Below are 24,763 nucleotides of genomic sequence, written 5' to 3'. Positions count from 1 at the left end.
GCGGTTATCCGGGCAGTGGCTCCAGCCGCGTCTGCAACGCGTTCAGCGCCTCGCCCAGCGGCAAGCGCACGGCATCCGGGCAGATCGCATCGAACGGCAGGTCGAGCAGCAGCAGGTTGGCCGCCAGCGCCGGCATGCTCGGCGCGCCCAGGCCCAGCCAGCAATGCGCCGGCCCGTCGGCTTCCAGCGCGCCCAGCCAGGGCGGGATACGCGCTGCCAGTGCCTCCAGCGTGCCGTGCAGGCGTACCCGGGCCCGGCACGGGAATGGCGACTCGCCGATCGCCTTGCGCAGGAGTTGCAGTGGTTCTTCCGGCAGTGCGCGAGCGGCGAATTGCGCGCCGGTCATGTTGGCCCGGTCGATGCGGTCGGCGCGCAAGGTGCGCCAGTCCTGGCGCTCGCAGTCCCAGGCCAGCAGATACCAGCGCCGCCCGTAATTCACCAGCAGGGCTGGCTCGACGCAACGCGTAATCGGGGCACCGGAGTGGCGGCGATAGTCCAGCCGCAGCGTGACCCGGTCGCGGCAGGCGCTGGCCAGTTGCGCCAGCAGCGCCGCATCCACCAGGGCACCCGCCTCCCCGGTGACCGGCAGGCTGGCGGTGGCCGCGTGCGCCGCACTGGCACGCTGGCCGCTGCGCCGCGGCAACAGCGGATCGAGCTTGCGCAGCACCCGCGCCGCCGCCGCATCCATGCCGCGTATCGCCGGGGCCGCTGCACGCAGCGCGATCGCCACCGTCAGCGCCTCGTCTTCTTCGAACAACAGCGGCAGGGCGGCTGCACCCTGCCCCAGCCGATAGCCGCCACCGGCGCCGGGCACGGCATGCACCGGGTAACCCAGCTCGCGCAGGCGCTCGATCGCGCGCCGCACGCTGCGCGGATGCAGTTCCAGCCGCTCGGCCAGCGCCACGCCCGACCAACTGCGGCCGCCCTGCAGCAGCGCAAGCAGACGCAACAAGCGGGCAGCGGTCGAGGCCATCGCGTTACCGTATTGCGGACAGAAACTGTCCGCAATAGCTGCGTAGGATTGCCTGGCACCTCGTTCTCTATGCCTTCCGCATCCACCAAGGAAACCGCAATGTCCGACCAGCGCCACATCACCCTGTTCCACAATCCCCGCTCGCGTTCGCGCGGCGTGCTGGTGCTGCTGGAAGAGCTCGGCGCCAGTTACGACCTGCAGATCGTCAACCTGGAAAAAGGCGAGCAACTCGCGCCCGCGTACCTGGCGATCAACCCCATGGGCAAGATTCCGGCGATCCGGCATGGCGACAGCGTGGTCACCGAACAGGGCGCGATCTACCAGTATCTGGCCGAGCTGTATCCGGAAGCCGGGCTGTCGCCGGCGCCGGGCGATGCCGATCGCGGCGCCTACCTGCGCTGGCTGGCCTTCTACGGCTCGGCGTTCGAGCCGGCGATCATCGACCGCGCAATGAAGCGCGATGCGCCGCCGCGCTCGATCTCGCCCTACGCCGACTGCGCCACGGTGCTGCAGGTAATCGATGCGCAACTGGCCAAGGGTGACTATCTCCTGGGCCAGCGCTGCAGCGCGGCCGATGTGCTGTGGGGCGGCGCGCTGGGCTGGATGGTCGATTTCGGCCTGATCGACCCGCCTGCCAGCACCCGCGCCTACATCGCCCGCATGGCCGACCGGCCGGCGTTCGCGCGTGCCGAGGCCATCAACGCCAAGGCCTGACCAAGCGGACGGGCCCGGCGCAAGCGGGTAAACTGTGCGGCTATCTTCTACCCGCCTGGAATAAGCGCCATGCCCGGGACATCCGTTTCCGACCTGTCCGCGGCCACCGCCGTGGACGCACCCGCCCTGTTGCCGCTGCCGGTGGCCCGCCCGTCGGCGCCTGCCGTGGTGCGCGGCAAGCTCTACATCAAGACCCACGGGTGCCAGATGAACGAGTACGACTCGGCCAAGATGGCCGACGTGCTCGCCGCCTCCGAAGGCCTGGAGCTGACCGACAACCCCGAAGACGCCGACGTGGTGCTGGTCAACACCTGCTCCATCCGCGAGAAGGCGCAGGAAAAGGTGTTCAGCCAGCTGGGCCGCTGGAAGGCGCTGAAGGCAGGCGGCAAGCCGGTGATCATCGGCGTGGGCGGCTGCGTGGCCTCGCAGGAAGGCGAGGCCATCGTCAAGCGCGCGCCCTATGTGGATCTGGTGTTCGGCCCGCAGACCCTGCATCGCCTGCCGGAGCTGATACGCGCGCGGCGCGAATCGGGCAAGTCGCAGGTGGACATCAGCTTTCCGGAAATCGAGAAGTTCGATCGCCTGCCTGAGCCGCGCGCCGAGGGTCCGTCGGCGTTCGTGTCGATCATGGAAGGCTGCTCCAAGTACTGCTCGTTCTGCGTGGTGCCCTACACCCGTGGCGAAGAAGTCAGCCGGCCGTTCGAGGACGTGCTGGTGGAGGTGGCGCAGCTGGCCGCACAAGGCGTGCGCGAGATCAATCTGCTCGGCCAGAACGTCAACGCGTATCGCGGTGCGTACGGCGCCGATGCCGGCGACGCGGCGCAATACGCGGATCTGGGCCTGTTGATCCGCACCATCGCGCAGATCGAGGGCATCGGCCGTATCCGTTTCACCACTTCGCACCCGCTGGAATTTTCCGACTCGCTGGTGGATGCGTACCGCGATGTGCCGCAGCTGGCCAATTATCTGCATCTGCCGGTGCAGGCCGGCAGCGACCGCATCCTGTCGGCGATGAAGCGTGGCTACACCGCGCTGGAATTCAAGTCCAAGATCCGCAAGCTGCGCGCGGTGCGTCCGGATATCTCGATCAGCTCGGACTTCATCGTCGGTTTCCCCGGCGAGACCGAAGCGGATTTCGAAAAGACCATGAAGCTGATCGAGGACGTGGGCTTCGACCAGAGTTTCTCGTTCGTCTATTCGCGGCGTCCCGGCACGCCGGCCTCGGACCTGCAGGACGACACCCCGGAAGCCGTCAAGCAGGCGCGGCTTGCGCGTTTGCAGGCGCAGATCAACGCGCACGCCACACGCATTTCGCAGTCCATGGTCGGCAGCGTGCAACGGGTGCTAGTGGAAGGCCCGTCGCGGCGCGATCCGAATGAATTGACCGGCAAGAGCGAGAACATGCGTCCGGTGAATTTCCCCGGCAATCCGCGCCTGATCGGGCAGTTCGTCGATGTCCTGATCACCGAGGCGATGAGCAATTCGCTGCGCGGTCTTATCCAGGTGGACGACAGCGAAAGCTGATACCGAATAGGTGCCGGGGCGCGTGGCGCCACGGCATGCATCGCGTCTTGCTGACTGGAAGGTGCGCGTTGGTTGGTCACTACTTTCGTAGTGCTGCGACCGGCTACGCGATGCTGCGTCTGCCTGCCATCGTTGTTGCGTTGCTTTGCGTAGCTGCGTGCGTGTAACACGCTGGCAATTGCGTTGAGGTCACGCGCGTCGTGCCTCGCACCTCGATCGTCGGCAAGCACGCAGCTGGTTGCTTGCCGCACTGCATTCGCCGATCGGCGCTCCAGCATCTGCGCGCTACTAAGCCGTGGTCGGTCTAGGTCAACAACGGCGCGCACTGCTCGCATACGCCAGGCATGGTCGTGATCGCGCACAACAACAACACCGACGTCCCTGGTCACACGGCACGCAAGGTAAGTGATCAAAAATTCACCACTTGTCTGCAACGCCTTGCGGCATAAGGAGTGCGAGCACTTACCCACAGGCTTTGCCGAATTCGATCCACACCGCTTGTGGACAACCGCCATCGCAGTGGTGATTTTTTCACCATGCCCCTGCCGCACCTTGTGCGAGTAGGCGCCACGATTTTTATCCACAGGTTAGTGATACGTGACTCCACAGCGATTGTGGAAAACCCGCGCGCACCGCCGGGGATCGGCCAGACCATGCGCTTGCAGTGGCCTTGCGTGTTGGTGGGATCACACGCTGCGCGCTACCCTCGTCTGCCGCCCAACCGACCAGCGCATGCGTGCGCGGTCCGATCCGACCATGAACTCACCTGCACATCGCGACTTCACCCTGGAACCCGACGACACCGAGCGCCTGGCCAACCTGGCCGGCCCGTTCGACGCGCACCTGCGCCAGATCGAACTCAAGCTCGGCGTGGAGATCGCCAACCGCGGCAACATCTTCCGTGTCACCGGCCCGGAGCCGGCGATCACCGCCGCACAGACGCTGCTAACCGCCTTGTACGAGGAAGCCACCTCCACCACCTTCGACAACCACGCCATCCACCTGCGCCTGAACGATGCCAACGTCGAGCAGGTGGTCGATCGTTCCTACGTGGCCCAGGACGTGGCGATCAAGGTCAAACGCGGCACCGTGCGTGGCCGCGGCGCCAACCAGGCCAAGTACCTGCACGCGATCGCCACGCACGACATCAATTTCGGTATTGGCCCGGCCGGTACCGGCAAGACCTTCCTGGCGGTGGCCAGCGCAGTGGAAGCCTTGAACGAGTCGCGCGTACAGCGCCTGATCCTGGTGCGCCCGGCGGTGGAAGCCGGCGAGAAGCTGGGCTTCCTGCCCGGCGATCTCAGCCAGAAGGTGGATCCGTACCTGCGCCCGCTCTACGACGCGCTCTACGAAATGCTGGGCGTGGAAAAAGTGGTCAAGCTGCTGGAAAAGAACGTCATCGAGATCGCGCCGCTGGCCTATATGCGCGGCCGCACGCTCAACGATGCCTACGTGATCCTGGACGAGGCACAGAACACCACCATCGAGCAGATGAAGATGTTCCTGACCCGGCTGGGCTTCGGCTCCACCGCGGTGGTCACCGGCGACCTGACCCAGATCGACCTGCCCAAACACGTCAAGTCCGGCCTGCGCGACGCAATCGAAGTGCTGCGCGAGGTGGACGGCGCCAGCTTCACCTTCTTCGAAGCGCGCGACGTGGTGCGCCACCCGCTGGTGCAGCGCATCGTCACGGCCTATGAAAAGCGCGATCAGCAGGACGCTGCCGCCAAGCAACAGCCTGAGTGAGTTCGCGCCCTGTCAGCCTGGTGCTGACAGACGCAGTCGTCGCCGTCGCCGGGCATCCCGATCGCGTGCGGTCTGGCTGCATGACCAGCCAGGATTCGTTTCAAGCTTGCGGGTGCGGGATTACAATCGCGGCTGCGGGCGGGGCCCGATCGGCAGTTCGAGCTACCGCGTGGCCCACGGGCCTGCGTTGCTACTGCTGATCACCTGCACGCGCTGACCCTCTGCCCAGGAAACTCTCGCCATGACCCGTGGACCTGTCCGCCTCGACGTCGCTGTCAGTTATGCGCTGCCGCGCGCCGGTCTGCCGTCGGCGGTGAGTTTTCGCAAGTGGGTGGCCGCTGCGCTGAAGGGACGCATCCGCGAGGCCGACCTGGCGGTGCGGATTGTCGACGAGAAGGAAGGCTGCTCGCTCAACCATCATTACCGGGGCAAGGATTACGCCACCAATGTGCTGAGCTTCCCGGCCGATTTACCCGAAGGCCTGCCCAAGGGTGTCAAGATGCCGCTGCTCGGCGATCTGGTGATCTGCGCGCCGGTGGTGGCGCGCGAGGCGGCCGAACAAGGCAAGTCGCTGGCCGCGCATTACGCCCATCTGACCGTGCACGGCACGCTGCATCTGCTCGGCTGGGACCACGAAGACGACAAGGAAGCCGATGCGATGGAGCAACTCGAACGCGAGATCCTGGCAGATCTCGGCATCGACGACCCGTACGCGGGAGAAAGCTGATGCGGGCCTGCCTCGCCGCCGCGTCGCTGTTGCTGGCCTGCTCCAGCGCCTGGGCGCAGGCCGCGCCGGCACGCCCCGACCTGCCGGCCCTGATCGAATGCCGCCAGCGCATTGGCGACTTCAACGCGCTGGCACCGGTGCTGGCCGACCCGCTCAAGGCGGTGGCGCTGGGCTGGACGCCGCTGGACCAGGCCAACCTGTTCATGACCGAGTACACGCTCAACACGCCGATCAGCGTGTTCGGCCACAGCACCACCCACATCGCGTTCTCCGGGGCCAGCGTCATGGCGCTGCTGGACCTGCCCGACCCGCGCCCGCTGGCCAAACAGCTGAACCTGGAACTGGGCGTGGATAACGCCGACAAGGTCATGTATGGCCGTGAGCTGGTCAGCGAAGACACCACCAACCCCAAGACCGGCGAGGCGATGATCGAATCGATCGTGCTCAGCGTCTCCAACGTGAAGTCGCATCCGGGCAAGACCGTGGTCGGCTGCGGCTACAGCCTGGACCTGCCCTGACGCGCAGCGCCCACCCCGGCCCCGTCCACAGCGCCTTAGCGGCTTCCTGTTAGACTGACGGCTATCGCCTGGTCTGCCGGGTGCCGTCCCACGTCACGATGTCCGAAGACGACAGTAGCCAATCCCAAGAAACACCCGAAAAACGCCGTAGCTGGCTCGAGCGCCTGAGCGCTGCCTTCTCTGGCGAACCCCATACCCGCGACGAACTGGTCGCGCTGCTGCGGACCGCCGAACAGGATGGTCTCATCGCTGCAGACACCTTGCGCATGATGGAAGGCGCAATCTCCGTGTCCGAGCTCACCGTGGGCGACGTGATGATCTCGCGCTCGCAGATGGTCTCGCTGCCGGTAGAGGCGCGCTTCATCGACCTGATGAAGCAGGTGGTGGAATCCGGCCATTCGCGCTTCCCGGTGCACGGCGAGAACAAGGACGAAGTGCTCGGCATCCTGCTGGCCAAGGACTTGTTGCGCGGCGTGGTTGCCGACAACGGCCCCGGCAACGTGCGCGAACTGCTGCGCCCGGCGGTGCTGATCCCCGAGTCCAAGAAGCTCAACGTGCTGCTCAAGGAATTCCGGCTGTCGCGCAACCACATGGCGATCGTGGTGGACGAGTACGGCGGCGTCGCCGGGCTGGTCACCATCGAAGACGTGCTGGAGCAGATCGTCGGCCAGATTGACGATGAGCACGACGATGCCGAAGACGAGAATTCGCTGATCGCGATCCAGGCCGACGGCCGCTATGTGGTCGATGCGCTGACGCCGATCGAAGACTTCAACGAGCGCTTTGGTGCCGACTTCCCCGATGACGAGTACGACACCGTCGGCGGCCTGGTCACCGATGCGATCGGCCACCTGCCGGAAACCGGCGAAGAGCTGACGCTGGGGCGCTTTGCCTTCCGTGTGGCCAAGGCCGATGCGCGGCGCGTGCACGCCTTCCACGTGACCATTCTGCCGCCAGACCCGCAGGACGACGCTTGAACCGTTGGTACCGCGTCACTGCTGCAGCGCCAGCCCGCGGCAGCATCCGGCGCTGCGCGGCAGCGTGTCTGCTGCTGTTGCTGGCGTGGTTGGTGGCACCTGCCGCCATGGCCCAGGCCACCGGGCAGGCGCCTGCCCAGCCCAATGTGCCGGCACCGCGGGTCGGCGTGGTGACCATGCAGCCGGGCGAAGTGTTCTTCGAGCGCTTCGGCCACGATGCCATCGTGGTGGTCGATCCCGTCACCGGGCAGGCCACCTCGTACAACTTTGGCTTCTTCGACCCCGGCGAGCCGGATTTCGTCCCCCGCTTTGCGCGCGGCGAGATGATGTATTACCTGGTCGCGTTGCCGCTGGAAGAAGACCTGCAGCAGTACCGTGCGGTCGGCCGCGGCGTCAGCATCCAGTGGCTGGACCTGCCACCGGACCAGGCGCGCGCGCTGGCTGACGGGCTGGCCATCCGCAGCCAGCCCGAGAACGCGCGCTACCACTACGATTACTTCGTGGCCAACTGCGCCACCATGGTCCGCGACACGCTGGACCGCGCCATGGGTGGCGCGTTGAAATCGCAACTGGCCGGGCGCTCGCGCGGCAACACCTTCCGCAGCGAAGCGGTGCGCTTGGCCTCCCCTGCCCCGTGGATGTGGCTGGGCTTCGACCTGGGCCTGGGGCCGTATGCGGACCGCCCGCTGTCGCGCTGGGAAGAAGCCTTCGTGCCGATGCGCCTGGCCGACAGCCTGACCCAGGTGTACAACAGCGCCGGCCGCCCGTTGGTGCAGTCCACCCAGGTCCTGCTGCCGCATCGCATCGCACCGGAGCCGGCCGAACAGCAGCGCCACTGGTGGCCATGGCTGCTGACCGGGCTGATCGTCGCTGCCGGCGTGCTGGCACTCGGTCGCCGGCAACGCGTGCTGGCCGCCTTCGCCCTGCCGTACTGGCTGCTGTGCGCGATCGGCGGCGGCTTGCTGGTGTATCTGTGGGGCTTCACCGCGCATCAGTCGGCCTGGGCCAATCGCAACCTGTTGCTGGTCAACCCGCTGTGCGTGCTGCTGTTGATCGGCGGCATTGCCGTGCTGCGCGGGCGCCGGCCCGGGCGCTGGTTCGATGTGCTGCGCTGGGTGGTCGCCGCCGCGGCATTGCTGGCGCTGCTGATCCACTGGCTGTCGTTCCAGGCGCAGGACAACCTGCAGTGGGTGCTGTTGCTGTTGCCGATCCATGCCGCGCTCGCCATCGCGTTGCGGCGGCGTGACTTGTCCGTCCGCACGCGCTGATCCAGGATGCGCCCATGAACCACCACGGCCGCCATCCGGACAACCCCTCCTGCGTCATCACCTGCGCCTATTACGACGGCCAGGGCGAGCGCCACGACATCAGCCTGGAACAGATCAGCGACGTGCTGCAGCGCCCGGATGGCTTTGTCTGGGTCGGCCTGTACGAGCCGCAGGAATCGGTGCTGCACAAACTGCAGGATGAGTTCGGCCTGCACGATCTGGCCATCGAGGATGCGCTCAAGGCGCACCAACGTCCCAAGGCCGAGAGCTACGGCAACTCCTTGTTCGTGGTGGTCAACACCGCACAACTGGTCAACGAGCGCATCCGCTATGGCGAGACGCACGCGTTTCTGGGCGCGCGCTTTCTGTTGACGGTGCGCCATGGCGCATCGCTGTCGTACACGCCGGTGCGGCACCGGGTTGAACGCGAACCGGCGATGCTGCGCATGGGCGCCTCGTTCTGCCTGTATGGCGTGCTCGACTTCGTGGTCGACAACTACCTTCCGATCATGGACGAGTTCCGCGACACGCTGGAAGGCCTGGAAAAGGACATCTTCGCCGACAACTACAAGCGCGAAACCGTGGTGCGCCTGTACGAGCTCAAGCGCGAACTCAACAAGATGCGGTTGGTCGTGGCGCCATTGCAGGACGTGCTCTCGCACCTCAAGCGCAACCCCGGCTCGCTGATCCACGACGAGGTCGGCATCTACCTGCGCGACGTACTCGACCATGCCGTGCGCATCAACGACGCCATCGACACCTTGCGCGAAATGTTGGGCACCGCGCTGAGCGTCAACCTGTCGATGGTGACGCTGGCCCAGGGCGAAACCGTCAAACGCCTGGGCGCCTGGGCCGCCCTGCTGGCCGCGCCCACCCTGATCACCAGCTGGTACGGCATGAATTTCACCCACATGCCAGAACTCGACAAACCTTATGCCTACCCGCTGCTGGTAGCCGGCGTGGTCGCCTCGTGCCTGGTGCTGTATCGCCTGTTCAAGCGAGCGCGGTGGCTTTAGGCCGCTTTGCGGCTGGGATTTGGGAGTGGGGATTGGGGATTGGTTGGAGCAGGACGAGTGACTTCTGCTCGCTTGCTGCACGTATCCTCATCCGCCCTTCGGGCACCTTCACCCAGAGGGAGAAGGAAGGCTGCCTGCTTTTACGAATCCCCAATCCCGAATCCCCAATCCCCGCACTCAAGCCACATAGATCGTCTTGATGTTCATGAACTCGTGGATGCCGTGCTCGGCCAGCTCGCGGCCGAAGCCCGAGCGCTTGATGCCGCCGAACGGTAGCCGCACGTCGCTCTTGACCACCGAATTGACGAACGCCGCGCCGCACTGCAATTGCTGCGCGACGCGCTCGCCGCGCTTGGCATCGGAGGTCCACACGCTGCCGCCCAGGCCAAAGCTGGTGTCGTTGGCCACGCGTACTGCTTCTGCTTCATCCTGCACGCGAATGACCGATGCAACCGGGCCGAAAAACTCCTCCTCGTAGGCCGGCATGCCCGGGGCGACATGATCGAGGATGGTGGCCGGATAGCCTGCATGCGAACCGGGTACCGGTTCGCCGCCCAGCAGCACCTTGGCACCCTTTTCCACGCTGTGTTGCACCTGCTTGTGCAGCTCGTCGCGCAGATCCGCGCGGGCCATGGGCGCCAGCGTGGTGCCCTCCTGCTGCGGGTCGCCGAGCACGCGCTGGGAGGCAGCGGCAACGAAGCGTTCGATGAAGCGATCGGCGATGGCGTCCACCACAATGAAGCGCTTGGCGGCGATGCAGGTCTGCCCGCTGTTATCGAACCGCGACTGCACGGCGGAGGCGACGGTGTGCTCCAGGTCGGCGTCCTCCAGCACCACGAACGCATCGCTGCCGCCGAGTTCCATCACGCACTTCTTCAACTGATCGCCCGCATTTGCAGCCAGCGAACGTCCGGCGCGCTCGCTGCCGGTCAGCGTCACTGCGGCAATGCGATCGTCACGCAACACGTCTGCAGCCTGGTCATTGTCGATATGCAGCACATCGAACACGCCGGGCGGAATACCGGCGGCATCCAGCACCTCCTTCATCGCATCGGCGCAGCGCGGCACATTGCTGGCGTGCTTGAGCAGCGCGACATTACCGGCCATCAGACCCGGGGCGAGGAAACGGAACGCCTGCCACAACGGAAAATTCCATGGCATCACCGCAAACACGCAGCCCAGTGGCTCGTAGCGCACATAGCTGGACTGCGCCTCGGTCGGGATATCGCGCGGCGCCAGGTAGTCGGCTGCATGTTCGGCGTAATAGGCGCAGCCCTGCGCGCACTTGTCCACCTCGGCCAGCGCCTCGTGGCGCAGCTTGCCCATCTCGGCGGTCATGATGCGCTGCAGGTCGTCGCGCCGCAGGGTCAGCTCTTCGCCGACCCGGCGCAGCAGCGCGCCGCGCTCGGCCAGCGGCAGCGCCGCCCACTGCGGAAATGCCTTGGCGGAAGCAGCCAGACGCGCCTCGATGGCGGCGGCGTCCAGGGTGTGCTGGGTATGTTCGACCTGGCCATTGGCCGGGTTGACGGTGTCGTAGGACATGACGGTCTCCTGTTACAGGCCCGCCATGCTAGTCGTCGGCAAGTTGCAGCCGCGTCACAACCGCGGCAAATCGCTGCAACGCTGTGTTTACCCACGCCGCGACGCAATGCCGCACCTCCATCGCACCGCTCGCGGATCACTGGCAACCGGAACAACGCTCCCAGCCACGCGAACGAAAGCGTCCCTGCCCTGTCCCGACCGTCCCACCGCACAAAAATGCTCTAGCATTCGGCACTTGGCAGCTTCATCCATTCACGGAAGACCACCACGATGCGCCGGGATCTCATTGTTCTAGTTGTACTTGGCATCGGCGCCTGCCTGCCGGGATGCGCCGTCCTGCAGGACATGCTGCACGGCCCGCGTCCCGGCCCGAACGGATTTGTCACCGTGAGCTGCACCAACACGCTGCCCAATCCCAGCCAACCCTGCGAGGAAGAGGCACTGCGTGCCTGCTCGGATACTGCCATCCGCCAATTTGTCACCGCGCACTCGTCGCCGAACATGGTCACGATCTATCCGAGCAAGCAAAAATCCAAGGACGACGGCGACAAGAACGGCAAGAACAGGGACAAGGATCGCGCCGACGAACAACCCAAGGTCGAGCAACAGGGCTACGACATCAGCGCCGAGTATCAGTGCTACCTGACCAAGCCGCAGCCCTGGGATAGCGGGTACACGCCTCCGGCCAGGTAACAGCGGCCCAACCAACTGCCGTGCCCGGCGTCCGGTGGCCGCATCAGGCGTCCGCAATCGGCGTGCAGCCATCGTGGATGTCGGTGGCGTCGGCGTTCGCAGCCGTCTGGCCGCCGCTGGTGGCGATGCATTCGCCACACCCATGTTGGTGCCTGCTCAGGAAGCAGCTTGCAGCGCCAGTTGCGCATCGCGCTGACGCCGTTTTTCGCTGCGCGCCAGCAGCCACCAGCCGATCACTGCGGCGATCGACACCGCCAGCACCATCAGCGTGGCAAGTGCGTTGATCTTGGGGCTGATGCCCAGCCGCACCGACGCAAACACCTTGATCGGCAAGGTGGTCGAACTGGGCCCGGCCAGAAAGCTGGCGATCACCACGTCGTCCAGCGACAGCGTGAACGCGAGCAGCCAGCCCGATACCAATGCCGGAGCGATGATCGGCAAGGTGATCAGGAAGAACACCTTCAGCGGTGTCGCGCCCAGATCCATCGCCGCCTCTTCCAGCGAGCGATCCAGTTCCTGCAGGCGCGAGGAAATCACCACCGTGACGAACGAGACGGTGAAGGTGACATGCGCCGCCCAGATTGCCACCGCGCCACGCGGTGCGATCCCGAGTACACCGCCCATCGAAACCAGCAACAACAGGATCGACAGGCCGATGATCACTTCCGGCATCACCAGCGGTGCGGTGATCAATGCACCGAACAGGGTCTTGCCGGGAAAACGCCGCATGCGCACCATCGCCAGCGCCGCCATCGTCCCCAGCACCGTCGATGCACAGGCGGTCCAGAACGCGACTTGCAGGCTGACCCAGGCCGCCTCCAGCAACTGGCGATCGCGCAGCAATTCGCCGTACCAACGCGTGGAAAAGCCACCCCACACCATCGCCAGCCGCGAGGCGTTGAACGAGTAGACCATCAGCAACAGGATCGGCAGATACAGAAAGCCGAAGCCCAGCGCGAGCACGCCAGCGCCCAGCAGGCGCGTGCCGGGAGAGGCGCGCATCATGTCAGCCGCCCTTCCAGCTCGCGCTGCTGATAACGGTGGAACAGCACGATCGGCACCAGCAACAGCAGCAACATCACCGTAGCCACCGCCGCGGCCACCGGCCAGTCGCGATTATTGAAGAACTCGCCCCACAGCACGCGGCCGATCATCAAGGTGTCCGGCCCGCCCAGCATTTCCGGAATCACGAATTCGCCCACCGCCGGGATCATCACCAGCATGCAGCCGGCCACGATGCCGTTGCGCGACAGCGGCAAGGTGATGCGCACGAAGGCCTGCCACGGCCGCGCGCCCAGATCGTAGGCGGCTTCGAGCAATCGCTGGTCGTGCTTGACCAGATTGGCGTACAACGGCAACACCATGAACGGCAGATAGCAATACACGATGCCGATGTAGGCGGCGAGCGGCGTGTACAGCAACTGCAAGGGCTGGCGGATCACTCCCAGCGCCAGCAGCGCCTGATTGAGCAGGCCGTTGCCGTCGAGGATGCCGATCCAGGCGTAGACGCGGATCAGGAACGAGGTCCACGACGGCAGCACCACCAGCATCATCGCCACATTGCGCGTGGCCAGTGGCAGACGCGCAATGACATAGGCCATCGGGTAGCCGATCAACAGCGCAAACACGGTCGACAGCGCGGCGATCCTGATCGAACTCGCATACGCCGCCACGTATTGGCTGTCGCGCAGCATGACCAGATAATTGCCCAGATGCAGCTTGAGGCTCACCGCCCCATCGGCCGCAACGGCGAACAGCGGCGTGTACGGCGGCATCGCGGTGGCACGCTCGGCGAAGGAGATCTTCAGCACGATCAGGAACGGGATCGCAAAGAACACCAGCAGCCACAGATACGGTGCGGCGATCACACCCCAGCGCGCGCCCGGCAATGCGCGGATCAGGCGCCTCATGCAGTAAGTACCACGCCGTCGTCCTCGCCCCAGCTCAGCCAGACGGTGTCGCCCCAGGTCAGCGCTTCGCTGGCCCAACGCTGACGGTTGGCAAAGTTGGCCATCAGCTTGAAACCGCCAGGCAGGCGCACGTGATAGACCGAATGGCTGCCGAAATAGGCGATGTCCTCGATCACGCCCTGCGCCTTGTTGCAGGCCTGGGCCGGCTCGTCCTTGCCGATGAGGAGTTTTTCCGGGCGCAGCGCGAACGCCACCGCCTGCCCTTCGAAACCGGTGATGCCGTGGCCGATCCGGATATTGGCGTCGAAGGCCGGCGCCTTCAGGCCGACGTAGTCGGGTTTGTCCTCGACGATCACCGCGTCGATCAGATTGACCGAGCCGATGAAGTCGGCAGCGAACCGGTTGGCCGGTTGCTCATAGATTTCGTCCGGGGTGCCGACCTGCTGGATCCAGCCCTGGTCCATCAACGCGATGCGGGTGGCCATGCTCATGGCCTCTTCCTGATCATGGGTGACCATGACGCAGGTGACGCCAGAGGTCTCGATGATGTTGACCAGTTCCAGCTGCATCTGCGCGCGCAGCTTCTTGTCCAGCGCGCCCATCGGTTCGTCCAGCAGCAGCAGCTTGGGCCGCTTGGCCAGGGAGCGCGCCAACGCCACGCGTTGCTGCTGCCCGCCGGACAATTGATGCGGCTTGCGCCTGGCCAGGTTGCCAAGCTGCACCAGCTCCAGCATTTCGCCCACGCGCGCCGCGATCGCCGGCTTGGAAAGCGCCTCCTGCTTCAGCCCAAAGGCGATGTTCTGTTCCACGCTCATGTGCGGAAACAGCGCATACGACTGGAACATCATGTTGATCGGGCGCTCGTACGGCGGCAACCCGTCGATCGGCTGACCATCGAGCACGATGCGGCCTTTGGTCGGCCGCTCGAAGCCGGCCAGGCAGCGCAGCAGGGTGGACTTGCCGCTGCCCGAGCCGCCCAGCAGCGCGAAGATCTCGCCCTTGCGGATCTGCAGGCTGACATCATCGACCGCGACGACGCCATCGAATTCCTTGCGGACCTCGTTGATGCTCAGATAGGCGTTGTCGCCAGGGGAAAGCGGCGCCACTGCGGCCTCGGTAACTGCCATGGATCCTCTCGATTGCGAAGCGTGGCCCGGCGACGACTGTGCACCTCAGGACGCCGGCGCCGCCAGTGCTTGGTGCGACATCAGCGATCGTCCGTTTGCGCCCAAGCGTTTCGTCTGCAGCGAGCCGACGACGACCTGCTACATCGGGTGACCGCCTGCCGGCGCGGGCGCTGCAGCAACACGGTGTCTGCGAAGACAGAGCGACACCCTAGCGCGAACAAAGCGCCGACGCCCGCCGCGACGGCTATCGATCAGCGTGGCTCCGGCACCGGCGCGCTCCAGCCCAGACCCAGGCTCTTCTGCAGCGCGACGTAGTTCACCAGCAACTGCACCTGTGCCTGCGCGGCGGCGTCCTGCGCGGACAGCTGCTGGCGCTGCACGTCGAGCAGATCGATCGACGAGGTGGCACCGGCATCGCGCCGTTGCTGCATCAAGCCGGCCGAACGCGTGGCCGAGGCTTCGGCCTGCCGCGCCACCACCAGCTGCTTGCGCGCCGAGCCGAAGCGCGCCAATGCCGAATTGGCATCCTGCAACGCAGCCAGCACCGCGCCCTCGTACGCCGCCTCGCGCCCGGCGTTGCCGGCACGCGCCTGCTCAACCTGTGCCTTGGTGCGGCCGAAGTCGAAGATCGACCAGCGCAGCATCGGCACCGCCAGCGTGGTCAAGGCATCGGAATTGAAATCGCTGGGCGAGCCGGCCACCCAGCTCAGGCCGCCCAGCAGGCTCACCTGCGGAAAATACCCGTTCAACGCCTCGCCGATCTGCGCGCTGGAGGCAGCCAGTTCGCGCTCGGCCTTGCGCACATCGGGGCGGCGGCGGATCAGGGCGCCGGCATCGTCCACGCGCACCTGGGTGGGCAGCATCGGCAACGGCTGCGGCGCGCTCAACTGCGCGTCCAGCGCGCCGGGCTCGCGCCCCACCATCAGCGCCAGCTGGTCCAGCGCTTCCTGCGATTGCATCTCCAACGGCAGGCGCTGCGCCTGTTGCTGCTGCACTTGCGTGGCGATCTGTTCGACCTGCAGGTCCGACGCAGCGCCACGCTCGCGGCGCTGCTGGGTCAGGCGCAGGGTCTGCCCGATCTTGTCCAGGTTCGCATCGGCGATCGCCAGCCGCGCCTGCAAGCCGCGGTAGTTGAGGTATACCTGCCCCACTTCGGCTGCCAGCTGCACCTGCGCATCGGCCAGCTCGGCTTCCGAGGCCTGCGCCTGTGCCAGCGCGCCTTCGGCGGCGCGACGGCGGCGGCCGAAGAAATCCAGTTCCCAGCTGGCGTCGAAACCGGCGCTGTAGATCTGGGTCTTTTCCAGGTCCAGCGCCTCGCTACCCTGTGCCGGTGGCTGGCCGTTCTGGCCATTCTGCAGGCCGCCCAAGGTATCGACGATGGTCTGCGGCGGCTCGGCATACGCATACACCGCGCTGGCGTTGAGCTTGGGCAGACGTTCGGCACGGCGCTGGCTGGCCAGTGCACGGTTGGCACGCAGCCGCGCCTGCGCCGCACGCAGGTTGGGACTGTCGGCCAGGGCCTGGGTGACCAGTTGGGTGAGGGTCGGGTCCTGCAGCTGCTCCCACCAATGATTCAATGGCGCGGCAGCGACCACGTCGGCGCCAGCGGCGCGATGCAGGGCCGGCGCCTGCACCGCCGTGTCGGCCACTGCCGGGGGCTTGGTGTAGTTGGGGCCAAGCATGCAACCGCCGAGCAGGACCACGCTCAACGCCGCAGCCAGGGGCATGCGGATCAGGCGCATGGAATCAGTGCATTGCAAGGTGCGCCCCCTTGGGTAACGGCTTGAGCAAAAAGGCCAGCGGAATCGTGCAGACCACGATCACGCCGAAGATCCAGAACAGATCGCTATACGTCATCACCAGGGCCTGCTGCTGCACCAGGCGCGCCAGCTGCGCGACCGAGCGAATGGCCGCCTCGCCACCGGCACTGCCCTGCATCTGCGCAGTCAGCCCGGAAAGAAAGTCCTGCGCGCGCGAGGAATTGGCGGTGATCGCGCTGCCGATGGTTTCGGTATGGAAGGTCATGCGGCGCTCCTGGAAGGTGGAGATCAGCGCAAGCCCCACCGAGCCGCCCAGGTTGCGGCCGGCGTTGAACAGGCCCGACGCATCGCCGGCCAGCTCGGGCGGCACAGACGAAATGGCCGCCTGGTTCAACGACATCATCGCCAGCGCCAGGCCGCAGCCCTGCAGCAACTGGCCGGCGACAAAATGCATGCCCACGGTGTCGGCGGTCAGCGACAGATTGGCGAAGCAGGCCGCGGCAAAGCAGATCAGCCCGGCGATCACCAGGATGCGCACGTCCACCACCTCCAGCAGCTTGGGCATCATCGGCATCAACAGCACGGTCGGCAGGCCTGACAGCAGCAGCACGTAGCCGGCCTGCTCGGTGTTGTAGCCGGAGATCACCGCCAAGAACTGCGGAATCATGTACATGACGCCGAACAGGATCATGCCCACCGCCATGATCATGACGAACACCGCGCCGAAACTGCGATGCAGCAGCAGCGACAGGTGGATCACCGGCGGCCGCTTGCGAAACTGGCCCACGACCAGTGCAGCGAATCCGCTCAGCGCGATCACGCTCAGCGCATTGATCTCGCTGGATTCGAACCAGCGCTCGCGCTGGCCCTCTTCCAGCACCACGGTGAGCCCGCCCAGGCCGGCGGTCAGGCCGTAGATGCCCAGCCAGTCGGCATTGAGCAGGCCAGCCCAGTCGCCTTTTTCATGCTTGAGGCCAAGCAGCAGCAAGGCCACCAGGCCGACGCAGATCGGCACGTTGATGAAGAAGGCGTAGTGCCAGCTGACGTTCTCGGTGAGCCAGCCGCCGAGCAGCGGGCCGATCACCGGTCCCATGATCACGGTCATGCCGAACAGCGCGGTGCCCATCGTTTGTTGGCTCGGCGGTAGCCGCGTCGCAACGATGGTCAGCGCGGTCGGAATCAGCGCACCACCGGCCAGGCCCTGCCCCACGCGGCCGATGATCATCATCGTCAACGAGGTCGACAGCCCGCACACCACCGAAAACGCGGTGAACATCAGTGCGCAGATCAGCAGGAAGTTGCGCAGGCCCAGCGTGCGCACGAACCAGCCGGTCAGCGGGATCATGATGATCTCGGCAACCAGGTACGCGGTGGAGATCCAGGTGCCTTCGGTGCCGCTGGCGCCGACCTCGCCCTGGATGGTGGGCAGCGCCGCGTTGACGATGGAGATGTCCAGCGTCGCCATGAACGAGCCGATGGTGCCGGCCAGCACCGCCAGCCAGGCGCCCGGCTCGGCCTTCTCGCGTTGCGCGCTGCCGCCGGCACGCGGGCCGGTGGCTGCCGTTGCATTCATCGCGCGCGCTCCTGCGCCTGCACGCGATCGGATTCCTCCTCGGCCCGTTGCTTGGCGTCCTTGGCCGAGCGCGTGTCTACGGTGACCTCGACCGACATGCCCGGCACCAGCACCTTGCGCGCCTCGTCGCCGGCCAGCACGCGGATGCGCACCGGCACGCGCTGCACCACCTTGGTGAAGTTGCCGGTGGCATTTTCCGGCGGCAGCAACGCGAACTGCGAGCCGGTGCCCGGCGACAGGCTCTCGACCTTGCCGTGCAGCTTGACGCCCGACAAGGCATCGACCTCGATCTCGGCCGGCTGGCCAGGACGCATCAGGCCGACCTGGGTTTCCTTGAAATTGGCGATCAGATACAGCGATTCCTGCGGCACGATGGTCATGGTGCGGGTGCCGGCCCCGAGGAACTGGCCGACCTGCACGGTCTTGTCGCCGACGCGGCCGTGGATGCGGCTGGTCAGCAAGGTGTCTTCCACCGCCACGCGGGCCTGGTCGGCATCGGCGCTGGCCTGCTTGAGGCCGGCCTGGGCCTGCTCCAGCTGCGCGTTGCTGGCCAGGATCTGGCTCTGCGCGCCCTTGGCCTGCGCCTGCGCGGCCTGGTACTGGGCGCGTGCACGTTGCAGCTCGTGCTGCAGGCTTTCCTGGTGCTCGTGGGTGTCGGCGCCGGAGGCGGCCAACGGGGCGAAGCGCTTCACTTCGGCCTGGGCGAAGCTCAGGCTTGCCGCTGCCGAGGTGACCTGGCTACGCGCCTGCACCAGCGCTGACTCCTGCCCGGACACGTTGGCGGTGGCCGCGGCGATATCGGCCTGGCGCGCGGCGATCGCGGCTTCGGCCTGCTGCAGGGTCGCCTGGTAGGTGCGGTCGTCGATCTGCAGCAGCGGCTGGCCGGCTTCCACGATCTGGTTGTCGCCCACCATCACCTTGGTCACGTAGCCGCTGACCCGCGGCGCCACGGCCACCGAGTCGGCCTGCAGGTAGGCATTATTGGTGTCCTGCATGTAGCGGCCCTTGATCAGGTAATAGGCCAGCCAGATCACCAGCAGCACCACCACCAGCACCCCGACCACGATCAGCGTCCATTTGACCTTTGGGTTCTTCAACGGCGAGGGCTTGGGCGGCTCCTGCTCGTTGTGCGCGCCGGTGCCTTGCGCATCCGTGCCCGAAGGCTGGCCGTCGTTGGACTGCTGGTCGTGGTTGCTCAAGGTGAGGCGTCCTGTGTCGTGGGCGAGGCGCGCGCGACGACGTACCGCATCAGCGGTCCGGCGAAGGCGGCGCAACCATACAATTATTTGAACCGCCCGGTACAGATTGCGTGACGACCGCAGTCAGCGCGCGCTAGGACTTGCAGGCGCACGCCTGGCAAGCGCTCTTACAAAACTGGAAGAGCGACTGCGACGGTCAGCGACCGGTCTTGATCTCGGTCCACAGCCGCGTATACAGCCGGTCCACCTCCGGCGGATTGATCGCATAGGTGAACATCTTGGCGGTCACCTCCGGCGGCGGGTAGATGGTGGGGTCGTTGCGGATCGCCGCGTCCACCAGCGGCGTGGCGGTGCGCACCGGGTTGGCGTAGTGGATGAAGTTGCTATTGGCCGCGGCCACGTCCGGCTTCAACAGATAATTGATGAAGGCGTAGGCGTTTTCGGGGTGCTTGGCGTCCTTGGGAATGGCCAGCATGTCGAACCACTGCGGCGCGCCTTCCCTGGGGATCGCATAGGCCACCTTGATGCCGTTGCCGGCTTCCACCGCGCGGTCGCGCGCCTGGATGATGTCGCCCGACCAGCCCACCGCCAGGCAGGTGTTGCCGTTGGCCAGCGAGCTCACGTACTGGCTGGAATGAAAGTTCTGCACGTACGGGCGGATCGTCTTGATCAGCGCGGCAGCCTGCTCGATCTCCGCCGGCACGCTGCTGTGCGGATCCAGGCCCAGATAATTGAGCGCGATCGGAATCAGGTCCGAGGGCGTGTCCAGCAGGGTCACGCCACAGTCCTTCAACCTGGACAGGTTTTCCGGCTTGAACACCAGGTCCCAGCTGTTGGCGACCTCGGTGTTGCCGAAGATCGCCTTGAGCTTGTCCACGTTGTAGCCGATGCCGGTGGTGCCGATCATGTACGGCACGCCATAGGCATTGCCCGGGTCCTGCGCGGCAATGCGCCGCATGATGTCCGGGTCCAGATTGGCCAGATTGGGGATCTTGGCCTTGTCCAGCGGCAGGAACACGCCGGCCTGGATCTGCCGGCCGAAGAAGTTCAGCGTGGGCACCACCACGTCGTAATCGCTGCCACCGGCGAGCAGCTTGGTTTCCACCATCTCGTCGCTGTCGAACACGTCGTAGGTGACCTTGATGCCGGTGCTCTTCTCGAACGCGGGAATGGTGTCTTCGGCGATGTAGTCCGAGTAGTTGTAGACGTTGAGCACCTTGGCCCGCGCCTCGGCACCGCCGGGTGCATTGCTGCCACCGCAGGCGGCCAGCAAGGTGGTGGACAGCGTCAGGGCGAGCAGTCGCAGCGTCATGCGGGTCTCCAGGGCAGCGCGATCAGGGCGGGCCGGGATGCGGCCGGTCGAAGGGCCAGCCTACCCATGGTGGTTGTGTTTGCACAGCGCGGCGTGGCGGAAATCAACCGTGCGGACCCGCTGGCCGGCGCGGCCGGTGCCGCAAGCGCCTCTGCCGGCCGCCCTGGCGGGTGTGCGCGACCGGCAAAGCTTGACGTGCGCCGGCCGGCTTAGGCCGCACCGATGCCTAGCGCCTGCGCAGTATCGTCCAGCGCCGCCCAGGCCTTGTCGAACAGCTCATCGACCTGTTCGCAGGTGATGATCAACGGAGGCGACAGCAGCATCGCATCGTAGGTGGCACGCAGGATCAGCCCGCGCCGCAGCGCGAAATCGCGGCACAGCGCACCGACCCGACCGCGTTCGGGGAAATAGACCCCACGCCGGCGTTTGTCCGGCACCAGTTCCAGTGCCCCGACCAGGCCGGCGATACGCGCCTCCCCGACCAGCCGGTGCTCGCCCAGCTCGGCCCAGCGTTGCGCCAGGTACGGTGCGATCCGGGTACGCGCGGTGTCCACGATGCCTTCGTCCTGCAGCAGGCGCAGGTTCTCCAGCGCCACCGCCGCGCAGACCGGATGCCCCGCATAGGTGCCGCCGTGCGCGAGCTCGCCGCCCTGCGCCTTGAGCACACCGGCCACGCGATCGTTGAACATCGCCGCCGCCAACGGGATATAGCCGGAGGTGATGCCCTTGGCCAGCGTCATCACGTCGGGCTGGAAGCCGAAATAATCCGCACCGAACCAGGCACCGGTACGCCCGAACCCGCAGATCACCTCGTCGGCCACCAGCAGCACGTCGTAGCGCTTGCAGATGCGCTCGATTTCCGGCCAGTAGCTGCGCGGCGGGATGTACACCCCGATCGCACCCATGATCGGCTCGCCGATGAAGGCCGCCACGTTCTCTGGGCCGAGTTGCAGAATCTTGTCTTCCAGGCGCTTGGCCGCCAGCAAGCCATACTCCTCTGGATCCATCTCCCCGCCGTCGCCGAAGTGATACGGCGGTGCGATGTGGTGAATATCCGGAATCGGCAGGCCACCCTGCCTGTGCATGCCGCGCATGCCGCCCAGGCTGGCGCCGGCCATGGTGGTGCCGTGATAGCCGTCGTGGCGGCCGATGAAGATGCGTTTTTCCGGCTGCCCCTGCACCGCCCAGAAATGCCGCACCAGCCGCAGGATGGTGTCGTTGGCTTCCGACCCCGAATTGGCGAAGAACGCATTGTTCAGATCGCCCGGCGTCAGCTCCGCCAGCTTGGCGGCCAGATGGATGGTGGGCTCGGTGGTGCACTGGAAGAAGCTGTTGTAGTACGCCAGCTGTTCCATCTGCCGCGCCGCCGCCTGTGCCAGCTCCTTGCGCCCGTAGCCGACGTTCACGCACCACAAGCCGCCGAACGCATCCAGCAACTTGTTGCCCTGCGCGTCCCAGACATACACGCCCTCGCCACGGGTCAGGATGCGCGTGCCCTTTTCGGCCAATGCCGCGTTGTCGTTGAACGGATGCAGGTGATGGGCGGCATCGAGTTGCTGCAAGGTTTCCAACACAGTGGGGTGCACGGCTTGCTCCGGAAGGTGGCTCACGCCAGTGGCGCGAACGCAGTGGCGTTACGAAAGGCAGCTGGCGCAAAACGCATCGGACGCCTGCAATGCACCTGGGTCTGGACCATGGCCAGACGACCTGCCCTCATCCGCCCTTCGGGCACCTTCTCCCGAGGGGAGAAGGGAGCGGCGCGGCACGCTGCGCCGAGCGCAGACGCCTCACACATTCAACAACAGGAACTCCCGCTCCCACGAACTGATCACGCGGAAGAACGTCTCGTACTCCTTGCGCTTGACCGAGATGTAGGCGCGCACGAAGCGCCGCCCCAGCATCTCCTGCAAGGCCTCGCAGCCCTCCAGTCCGTCCAGCGCCTCGCCCAGCGAGCGCGGCAGATCGTAGCCCTGCTCCTTGCCGTTGCTGCTGATCGGCGCGGTCGGTTCGAGCTTCTCGCGGATGCCGAGCAACCCGCAGGCCAGGGTCGCCGCCATCGCCAGATACGGATTGGCGTCGGAGCCGGCAAAGCGGCTTTCCACCTGCATGTTCTGCGGCACATCGATCGGCACCCGCAGCCCGCAGGTGCGATTGTCGAAACCCCACAGCACATTGCTCGGCGACACCTCGCCGAACATCAGCCGCCGGTAGGAATTGACGTTGGGCGCCAGCAGCCCCATCGCCATCGGAATGTATTTCTGCAGGCCACCAAGATAGTGCGCAAAGGTGTCGCTGAAGCCGCCTTCGCGTTTGCCGCTGAACACGTTCTTGCCGGTGCCGGCATGCAGCAGGCTCTGATGGATATGCATCGCACTGCCCGGCTCGGTCTCCATCGGCTTGGCCAGAAACGTCGCATACACGCCATGCCGCAACGCCGCTTCGCGCATCGTGCGCTTGAACAGGAACACCTGATCGGCGCGCGAGAGTGCATCGGCGTGGGTGAAGTTGACCTCCAGCTGCGCGGCGCCGGATTCGTGGATCAGCGTATCCACATCCAGTTCCATCGCATCGCAATAGTCGTACATCAGGTCCAGGATGGGGTCGAACTCGTTGACCGCATCGATCGAATACGACTGCCGCGCGGTCTCCGGCCGACCCGAGCGCCCGGCCGGCGGCAACAACGGAAAGTCCGGGTCGGTGTTCTTCTGCACCAGGAAGAATTCCAGCTCCGGCGCCACCACCGGTTGCAGCTTGGCTTCGGCATAGGCGTCCAGCACGCGCCGCAGCACATTGCGCGGGGCAAGCTCATGCGGCTGGCCGTCCTTGGTGTAGCAATCGTGGATGACCTGCGCGGTGGGATCGGCCGCCCACGGCACCATGCGCACGGTGGACGCGTCCGGGCGCAGATGCATGTCCGAATCCGATGGCGAGGTCAGCTCGTAGTAATCGTCCGGGAAATCGCCGGTGACGGTGGTCGCGAAGATGCCTTCCGGCAGCCGGGTGCCGTAGTCGTGCGAAAACTTGTCCGCCGGAATGATCTTGCCGCGTGCGTTGCCGGTGATGTCCGGCACCAGGCACTCGACCTCGGTGATGTGGCGGTCCTTGAGCCAGCGGCGCAGCGCGCTCTCGGGCTGCTTGGGCGTGGATGTGCGCGAACGGGTGCGGATCGACATGCAACCTCACTGACCGCGTCGAGCGGCGTATTGGCGACAGGCCTCGCCGAAGGCCTGGAAGATGGCACGGTAGAACGGATGCTGTGTGACACGCCACTCCGGATGCCACTGCACCGCGAGCAGAAAGCCCGGCCCGGGGCCGCGAAAGGCTTCGATCAGGCCATCCGGCGCGGTCGCCTCGATCAGCAGGCCGTCGGCCAGGCGTGCAATGCCCTGCCCGTGCAGCGAGTTCACCGCGACCTGCGCGCTGCCGCTCATGCCGGCCAGCAGGCCGCCGGGATGCAGCTGCACCGGATGCGCCGGGCCGTACTGCGTGTCCAGCGGCATGGCGCGATCTTCGCGGTGATCAAGCAGGCCAGGCACGTCATGCACGCGTTGATGCAGGCGCCCGCCCAGCGCCACGTTGACCTCCTGCAGCCCGCGGCAGATCGCCAGCACCGGCAGGCCACGCGCCAGTGCCTGCGGAATCAGTCCCAGGCTGGTGGCATCGCGCGCCGGGTCGTGCGGATTGCCCTCCCAGCTCGGCTCGTCGCTGTAGTGATGCGGCTCGACATTGCTCACCGCACCGGTCAGCAACAGGCCATCCAGGCGATCCAGCCACGCGCCCGCATCCAGCGTGGGCTGCAGGCTCGGCAACAGCACCGGCATGGCTCCGGCTGCGTCCACCACCGCGCGGATGTACTTCTCGCCGGTGGCCAGAAACGGATGCGGCCCTTGCTGGATGCGATCGGTCGGCAACCCGACCAGTGGAACGACAGCCATGCGGATCTCCCGGTTGAACGCGGCTGCATCACGTCTGCGCTCGCCACCAGGCAGGCGCTGGCACTGTACAGGGCACAGGTGGCGCGCAGCTGGCGGCTTGCGCATCACCTGCATCGCTCTGACTGCGACGACTTGTCAGCGCGTGGTCGCCCCGGGTTGATCGGGTGCGTTGCCGATGCCTGCGAACTTACCGTGCGGCCACCTGCATTGCCAGGGTTCCACACGCGCACAGTTGCGAACGATCACATG

General features: G+C 66.1%; 20 protein-coding genes and 1 pseudogene. 9 read left to right on the top strand and 12 right to left on the bottom strand.

The features are described 5' to 3' along the window. Positions 1-4: 4 nt before the first annotated feature. A complete protein-coding gene (locus tag ABQ137_RS16400; protein WP_349783190.1) occupies positions 5-973 on the bottom strand; it encodes a helix-turn-helix transcriptional regulator in 969 nt (322 codons plus the stop codon). 156 nt (positions 974-1,129) lie between these two features. Here ABQ137_RS16400 and ABQ137_RS16395 point away from each other — a divergent pair. The 8 genes and pseudogenes from ABQ137_RS16395 (at position 1,130) to ABQ137_RS16360 (ending at position 9,463) form a co-directional block, all read left to right on the top strand. Next, a pseudogene (locus tag ABQ137_RS16395) lies at positions 1,130-1,718 on the top strand (glutathione S-transferase family protein). Positions 1,719-1,756: 38 nt separating this feature from the next. Then, positions 1,757-3,211, top strand: coding sequence for a tRNA (N6-isopentenyl adenosine(37)-C2)-methylthiotransferase MiaB (miaB, locus tag ABQ137_RS16390; RefSeq protein ID WP_026064129.1), 1,455 nt, complete (start codon positions 1,757-1,759; stop codon positions 3,209-3,211). Between the two features lie 756 nt (positions 3,212-3,967). Then, the gene (locus ABQ137_RS16385; RefSeq protein ID WP_184456130.1) at positions 3,968-4,957 is read left to right on the top strand and encodes a PhoH family protein; all 990 of its coding nucleotides are present in this window, start codon (positions 3,968-3,970) and stop codon (positions 4,955-4,957) included. A 241-nt stretch (positions 4,958-5,198) separates the two neighbouring features. Continuing rightward, positions 5,199-5,684 (top strand): rRNA maturation RNase YbeY, encoded by a 486-nt coding sequence (gene ybeY / locus ABQ137_RS16380; protein ID WP_102581541.1) that lies wholly within the window; start codon positions 5,199-5,201, stop codon positions 5,682-5,684. Then, positions 5,684-6,202: a hypothetical protein gene (locus tag ABQ137_RS16375; protein ID WP_349783189.1), complete on the top strand. Its 519-nt coding sequence runs from the start codon at positions 5,684-5,686 to the stop codon at positions 6,200-6,202. Before ybeY ends, ABQ137_RS16375 begins: the two co-directional genes overlap by 1 nt. 98 nt (positions 6,203-6,300) lie before the next feature. Then, a complete protein-coding gene (locus ABQ137_RS16370) occupies positions 6,301-7,179 on the top strand; it encodes a CorC family transporter (RefSeq protein ID WP_024939270.1) in 879 nt (292 codons plus the stop codon). Beyond that, entirely contained in the window at positions 7,176-8,447 is a 1,272-nt protein-coding gene (locus ABQ137_RS16365) for a lipoprotein N-acyltransferase Lnb domain-containing protein (RefSeq protein ID WP_503021229.1), read from the top strand. Before ABQ137_RS16370 ends, ABQ137_RS16365 begins: the two co-directional genes overlap by 4 nt. 14 nt (positions 8,448-8,461) lie before the next feature. Further along, a complete protein-coding gene (locus tag ABQ137_RS16360) occupies positions 8,462-9,463 on the top strand; it encodes a magnesium and cobalt transport protein CorA (protein ID WP_016901627.1) in 1,002 nt (333 codons plus the stop codon). Positions 9,464-9,640: 177 nt separating this feature from the next. On the opposite strand, the gene ABQ137_RS16355 is transcribed toward ABQ137_RS16360, so the two are convergent. Further along, complete coding sequence (locus ABQ137_RS16355) at positions 9,641-11,005, bottom strand: NAD-dependent succinate-semialdehyde dehydrogenase (RefSeq protein WP_349783188.1); 1,365 nt, start codon at positions 11,003-11,005, stop codon at positions 9,641-9,643. A gap of 270 nt (positions 11,006-11,275) precedes the next feature. On the opposite strand from ABQ137_RS16355, the gene ABQ137_RS16350 reads away from it, so the two are divergent. Next, positions 11,276-11,698, top strand: a complete 423-nt coding sequence (locus ABQ137_RS16350; RefSeq protein WP_046343096.1) for a hypothetical protein — start codon at positions 11,276-11,278, stop codon at positions 11,696-11,698. A gap of 156 nt (positions 11,699-11,854) precedes the next feature. Here ABQ137_RS16350 and ABQ137_RS16345 read toward each other — a convergent pair whose 3' ends face one another. From ABQ137_RS16345 to ABQ137_RS16300, 10 genes are all read right to left on the bottom strand, one after another. Then, the gene (locus ABQ137_RS16345; protein WP_349783187.1) at positions 11,855-12,703 is read right to left on the bottom strand and encodes an ABC transporter permease subunit; all 849 of its coding nucleotides are present in this window, start codon (positions 12,701-12,703) and stop codon (positions 11,855-11,857) included. Further along, positions 12,700-13,608: an ABC transporter permease subunit gene (locus ABQ137_RS16340; protein ID WP_024940504.1), complete on the bottom strand. Its 909-nt coding sequence runs from the start codon at positions 13,606-13,608 to the stop codon at positions 12,700-12,702. Before ABQ137_RS16340 ends, ABQ137_RS16345 begins: the two co-directional genes overlap by 4 nt. After that, positions 13,605-14,735, bottom strand: a complete 1,131-nt coding sequence (locus ABQ137_RS16335) for an ABC transporter ATP-binding protein (RefSeq protein WP_184518801.1) — start codon at positions 14,733-14,735, stop codon at positions 13,605-13,607. The genes ABQ137_RS16340 and ABQ137_RS16335 overlap by 4 nt, the downstream gene beginning before the upstream one ends. Positions 14,736-14,986: 251 nt before the next feature. Continuing rightward, the gene (locus ABQ137_RS16330; RefSeq protein WP_039526823.1) at positions 14,987-16,477 is read right to left on the bottom strand and encodes an efflux transporter outer membrane subunit; all 1,491 of its coding nucleotides are present in this window, start codon (positions 16,475-16,477) and stop codon (positions 14,987-14,989) included. Positions 16,478-16,481: 4 nt separating this feature from the next. Continuing rightward, positions 16,482-18,068: an MDR family MFS transporter gene (locus ABQ137_RS16325; protein WP_024940507.1), complete on the bottom strand. Its 1,587-nt coding sequence runs from the start codon at positions 18,066-18,068 to the stop codon at positions 16,482-16,484. Further along, positions 18,065-19,267, bottom strand: a complete 1,203-nt coding sequence (locus tag ABQ137_RS16320) for an HlyD family secretion protein (protein WP_016901634.1) — start codon at positions 19,265-19,267, stop codon at positions 18,065-18,067. Before ABQ137_RS16320 ends, ABQ137_RS16325 begins: the two co-directional genes overlap by 4 nt. Positions 19,268-19,463: 196 nt before the next feature. Then, complete coding sequence (locus ABQ137_RS16315; RefSeq protein ID WP_349783186.1) at positions 19,464-20,579, bottom strand: polyamine ABC transporter substrate-binding protein; 1,116 nt, start codon at positions 20,577-20,579, stop codon at positions 19,464-19,466. Between the two features lie 209 nt (positions 20,580-20,788). Continuing rightward, the gene (locus tag ABQ137_RS16310; RefSeq protein ID WP_349783185.1) at positions 20,789-22,165 is read right to left on the bottom strand and encodes an aspartate aminotransferase family protein; all 1,377 of its coding nucleotides are present in this window, start codon (positions 22,163-22,165) and stop codon (positions 20,789-20,791) included. Between the two features lie 201 nt (positions 22,166-22,366). After that, positions 22,367-23,752 (bottom strand): glutamine synthetase family protein, encoded by a 1,386-nt coding sequence (locus ABQ137_RS16305; RefSeq protein ID WP_349783184.1) that lies wholly within the window; start codon positions 23,750-23,752, stop codon positions 22,367-22,369. Positions 23,753-23,758: 6 nt separating this feature from the next. Then, entirely contained in the window at positions 23,759-24,514 is a 756-nt protein-coding gene (locus tag ABQ137_RS16300; RefSeq protein WP_349783183.1) for a gamma-glutamyl-gamma-aminobutyrate hydrolase family protein, read from the bottom strand. Positions 24,515-24,763 lie beyond the last annotated feature (249 nt).

Origin of the sequence: Xanthomonas sp. WHRI 8393 (assembly GCF_040203315.1) — a bacterium.
In the GTDB taxonomy this organism is placed as follows: domain Bacteria; phylum Pseudomonadota; class Gammaproteobacteria; order Xanthomonadales; family Xanthomonadaceae; genus Xanthomonas; species Xanthomonas arboricola.
This window is presented reverse-complemented; position numbering and strand designations above follow the sequence as displayed.

Excerpts from the sequence above, each read along its gene's own strand:
- ABQ137_RS16400 (WP_349783190.1), bottom strand. The coding sequence starts at position 973 with ATGGCCTCGACCGCTGCCCGCTTGTTGCGTCTGCTTGCGCTGCTGCAG.
- miaB (WP_026064129.1), top strand. The coding sequence starts at position 1,757 with ATGCCCGGGACATCCGTTTCCGACCTGTCCGCGGCCACCGCCGTGGAC.
- ABQ137_RS16385 (WP_184456130.1), top strand. The coding sequence starts at position 3,968 with ATGAACTCACCTGCACATCGCGACTTCACCCTGGAACCCGACGACACC.
- ybeY (WP_102581541.1), top strand. The coding sequence starts at position 5,199 with ATGACCCGTGGACCTGTCCGCCTCGACGTCGCTGTCAGTTATGCGCTG.
- ABQ137_RS16375 (WP_349783189.1), top strand. The coding sequence starts at position 5,684 with ATGCGGGCCTGCCTCGCCGCCGCGTCGCTGTTGCTGGCCTGCTCCAGC.
- ABQ137_RS16370 (WP_024939270.1), top strand. The coding sequence starts at position 6,301 with ATGTCCGAAGACGACAGTAGCCAATCCCAAGAAACACCCGAAAAACGC.
- ABQ137_RS16360 (WP_016901627.1), top strand. The coding sequence starts at position 8,462 with ATGAACCACCACGGCCGCCATCCGGACAACCCCTCCTGCGTCATCACC.
- ABQ137_RS16355 (WP_349783188.1), bottom strand. The coding sequence starts at position 11,005 with ATGTCCTACGACACCGTCAACCCGGCCAATGGCCAGGTCGAACATACC.
- ABQ137_RS16350 (WP_046343096.1), top strand. The coding sequence starts at position 11,276 with ATGCGCCGGGATCTCATTGTTCTAGTTGTACTTGGCATCGGCGCCTGC.
- ABQ137_RS16345 (WP_349783187.1), bottom strand. The coding sequence starts at position 12,703 with ATGATGCGCGCCTCTCCCGGCACGCGCCTGCTGGGCGCTGGCGTGCTC.
- ABQ137_RS16340 (WP_024940504.1), bottom strand. The coding sequence starts at position 13,608 with ATGAGGCGCCTGATCCGCGCATTGCCGGGCGCGCGCTGGGGTGTGATC.
- ABQ137_RS16335 (WP_184518801.1), bottom strand. The coding sequence starts at position 14,735 with ATGGCAGTTACCGAGGCCGCAGTGGCGCCGCTTTCCCCTGGCGACAAC.
- ABQ137_RS16330 (WP_039526823.1), bottom strand. The coding sequence starts at position 16,477 with ATGCGCCTGATCCGCATGCCCCTGGCTGCGGCGTTGAGCGTGGTCCTG.
- ABQ137_RS16325 (WP_024940507.1), bottom strand. The coding sequence starts at position 18,068 with ATGAATGCAACGGCAGCCACCGGCCCGCGTGCCGGCGGCAGCGCGCAA.
- ABQ137_RS16315 (WP_349783186.1), bottom strand. The coding sequence starts at position 20,579 with ATGACGCTGCGACTGCTCGCCCTGACGCTGTCCACCACCTTGCTGGCC.
- ABQ137_RS16305 (WP_349783184.1), bottom strand. The coding sequence starts at position 23,752 with ATGTCGATCCGCACCCGTTCGCGCACATCCACGCCCAAGCAGCCCGAG.
- ABQ137_RS16300 (WP_349783183.1), bottom strand. The coding sequence starts at position 24,514 with ATGGCTGTCGTTCCACTGGTCGGGTTGCCGACCGATCGCATCCAGCAA.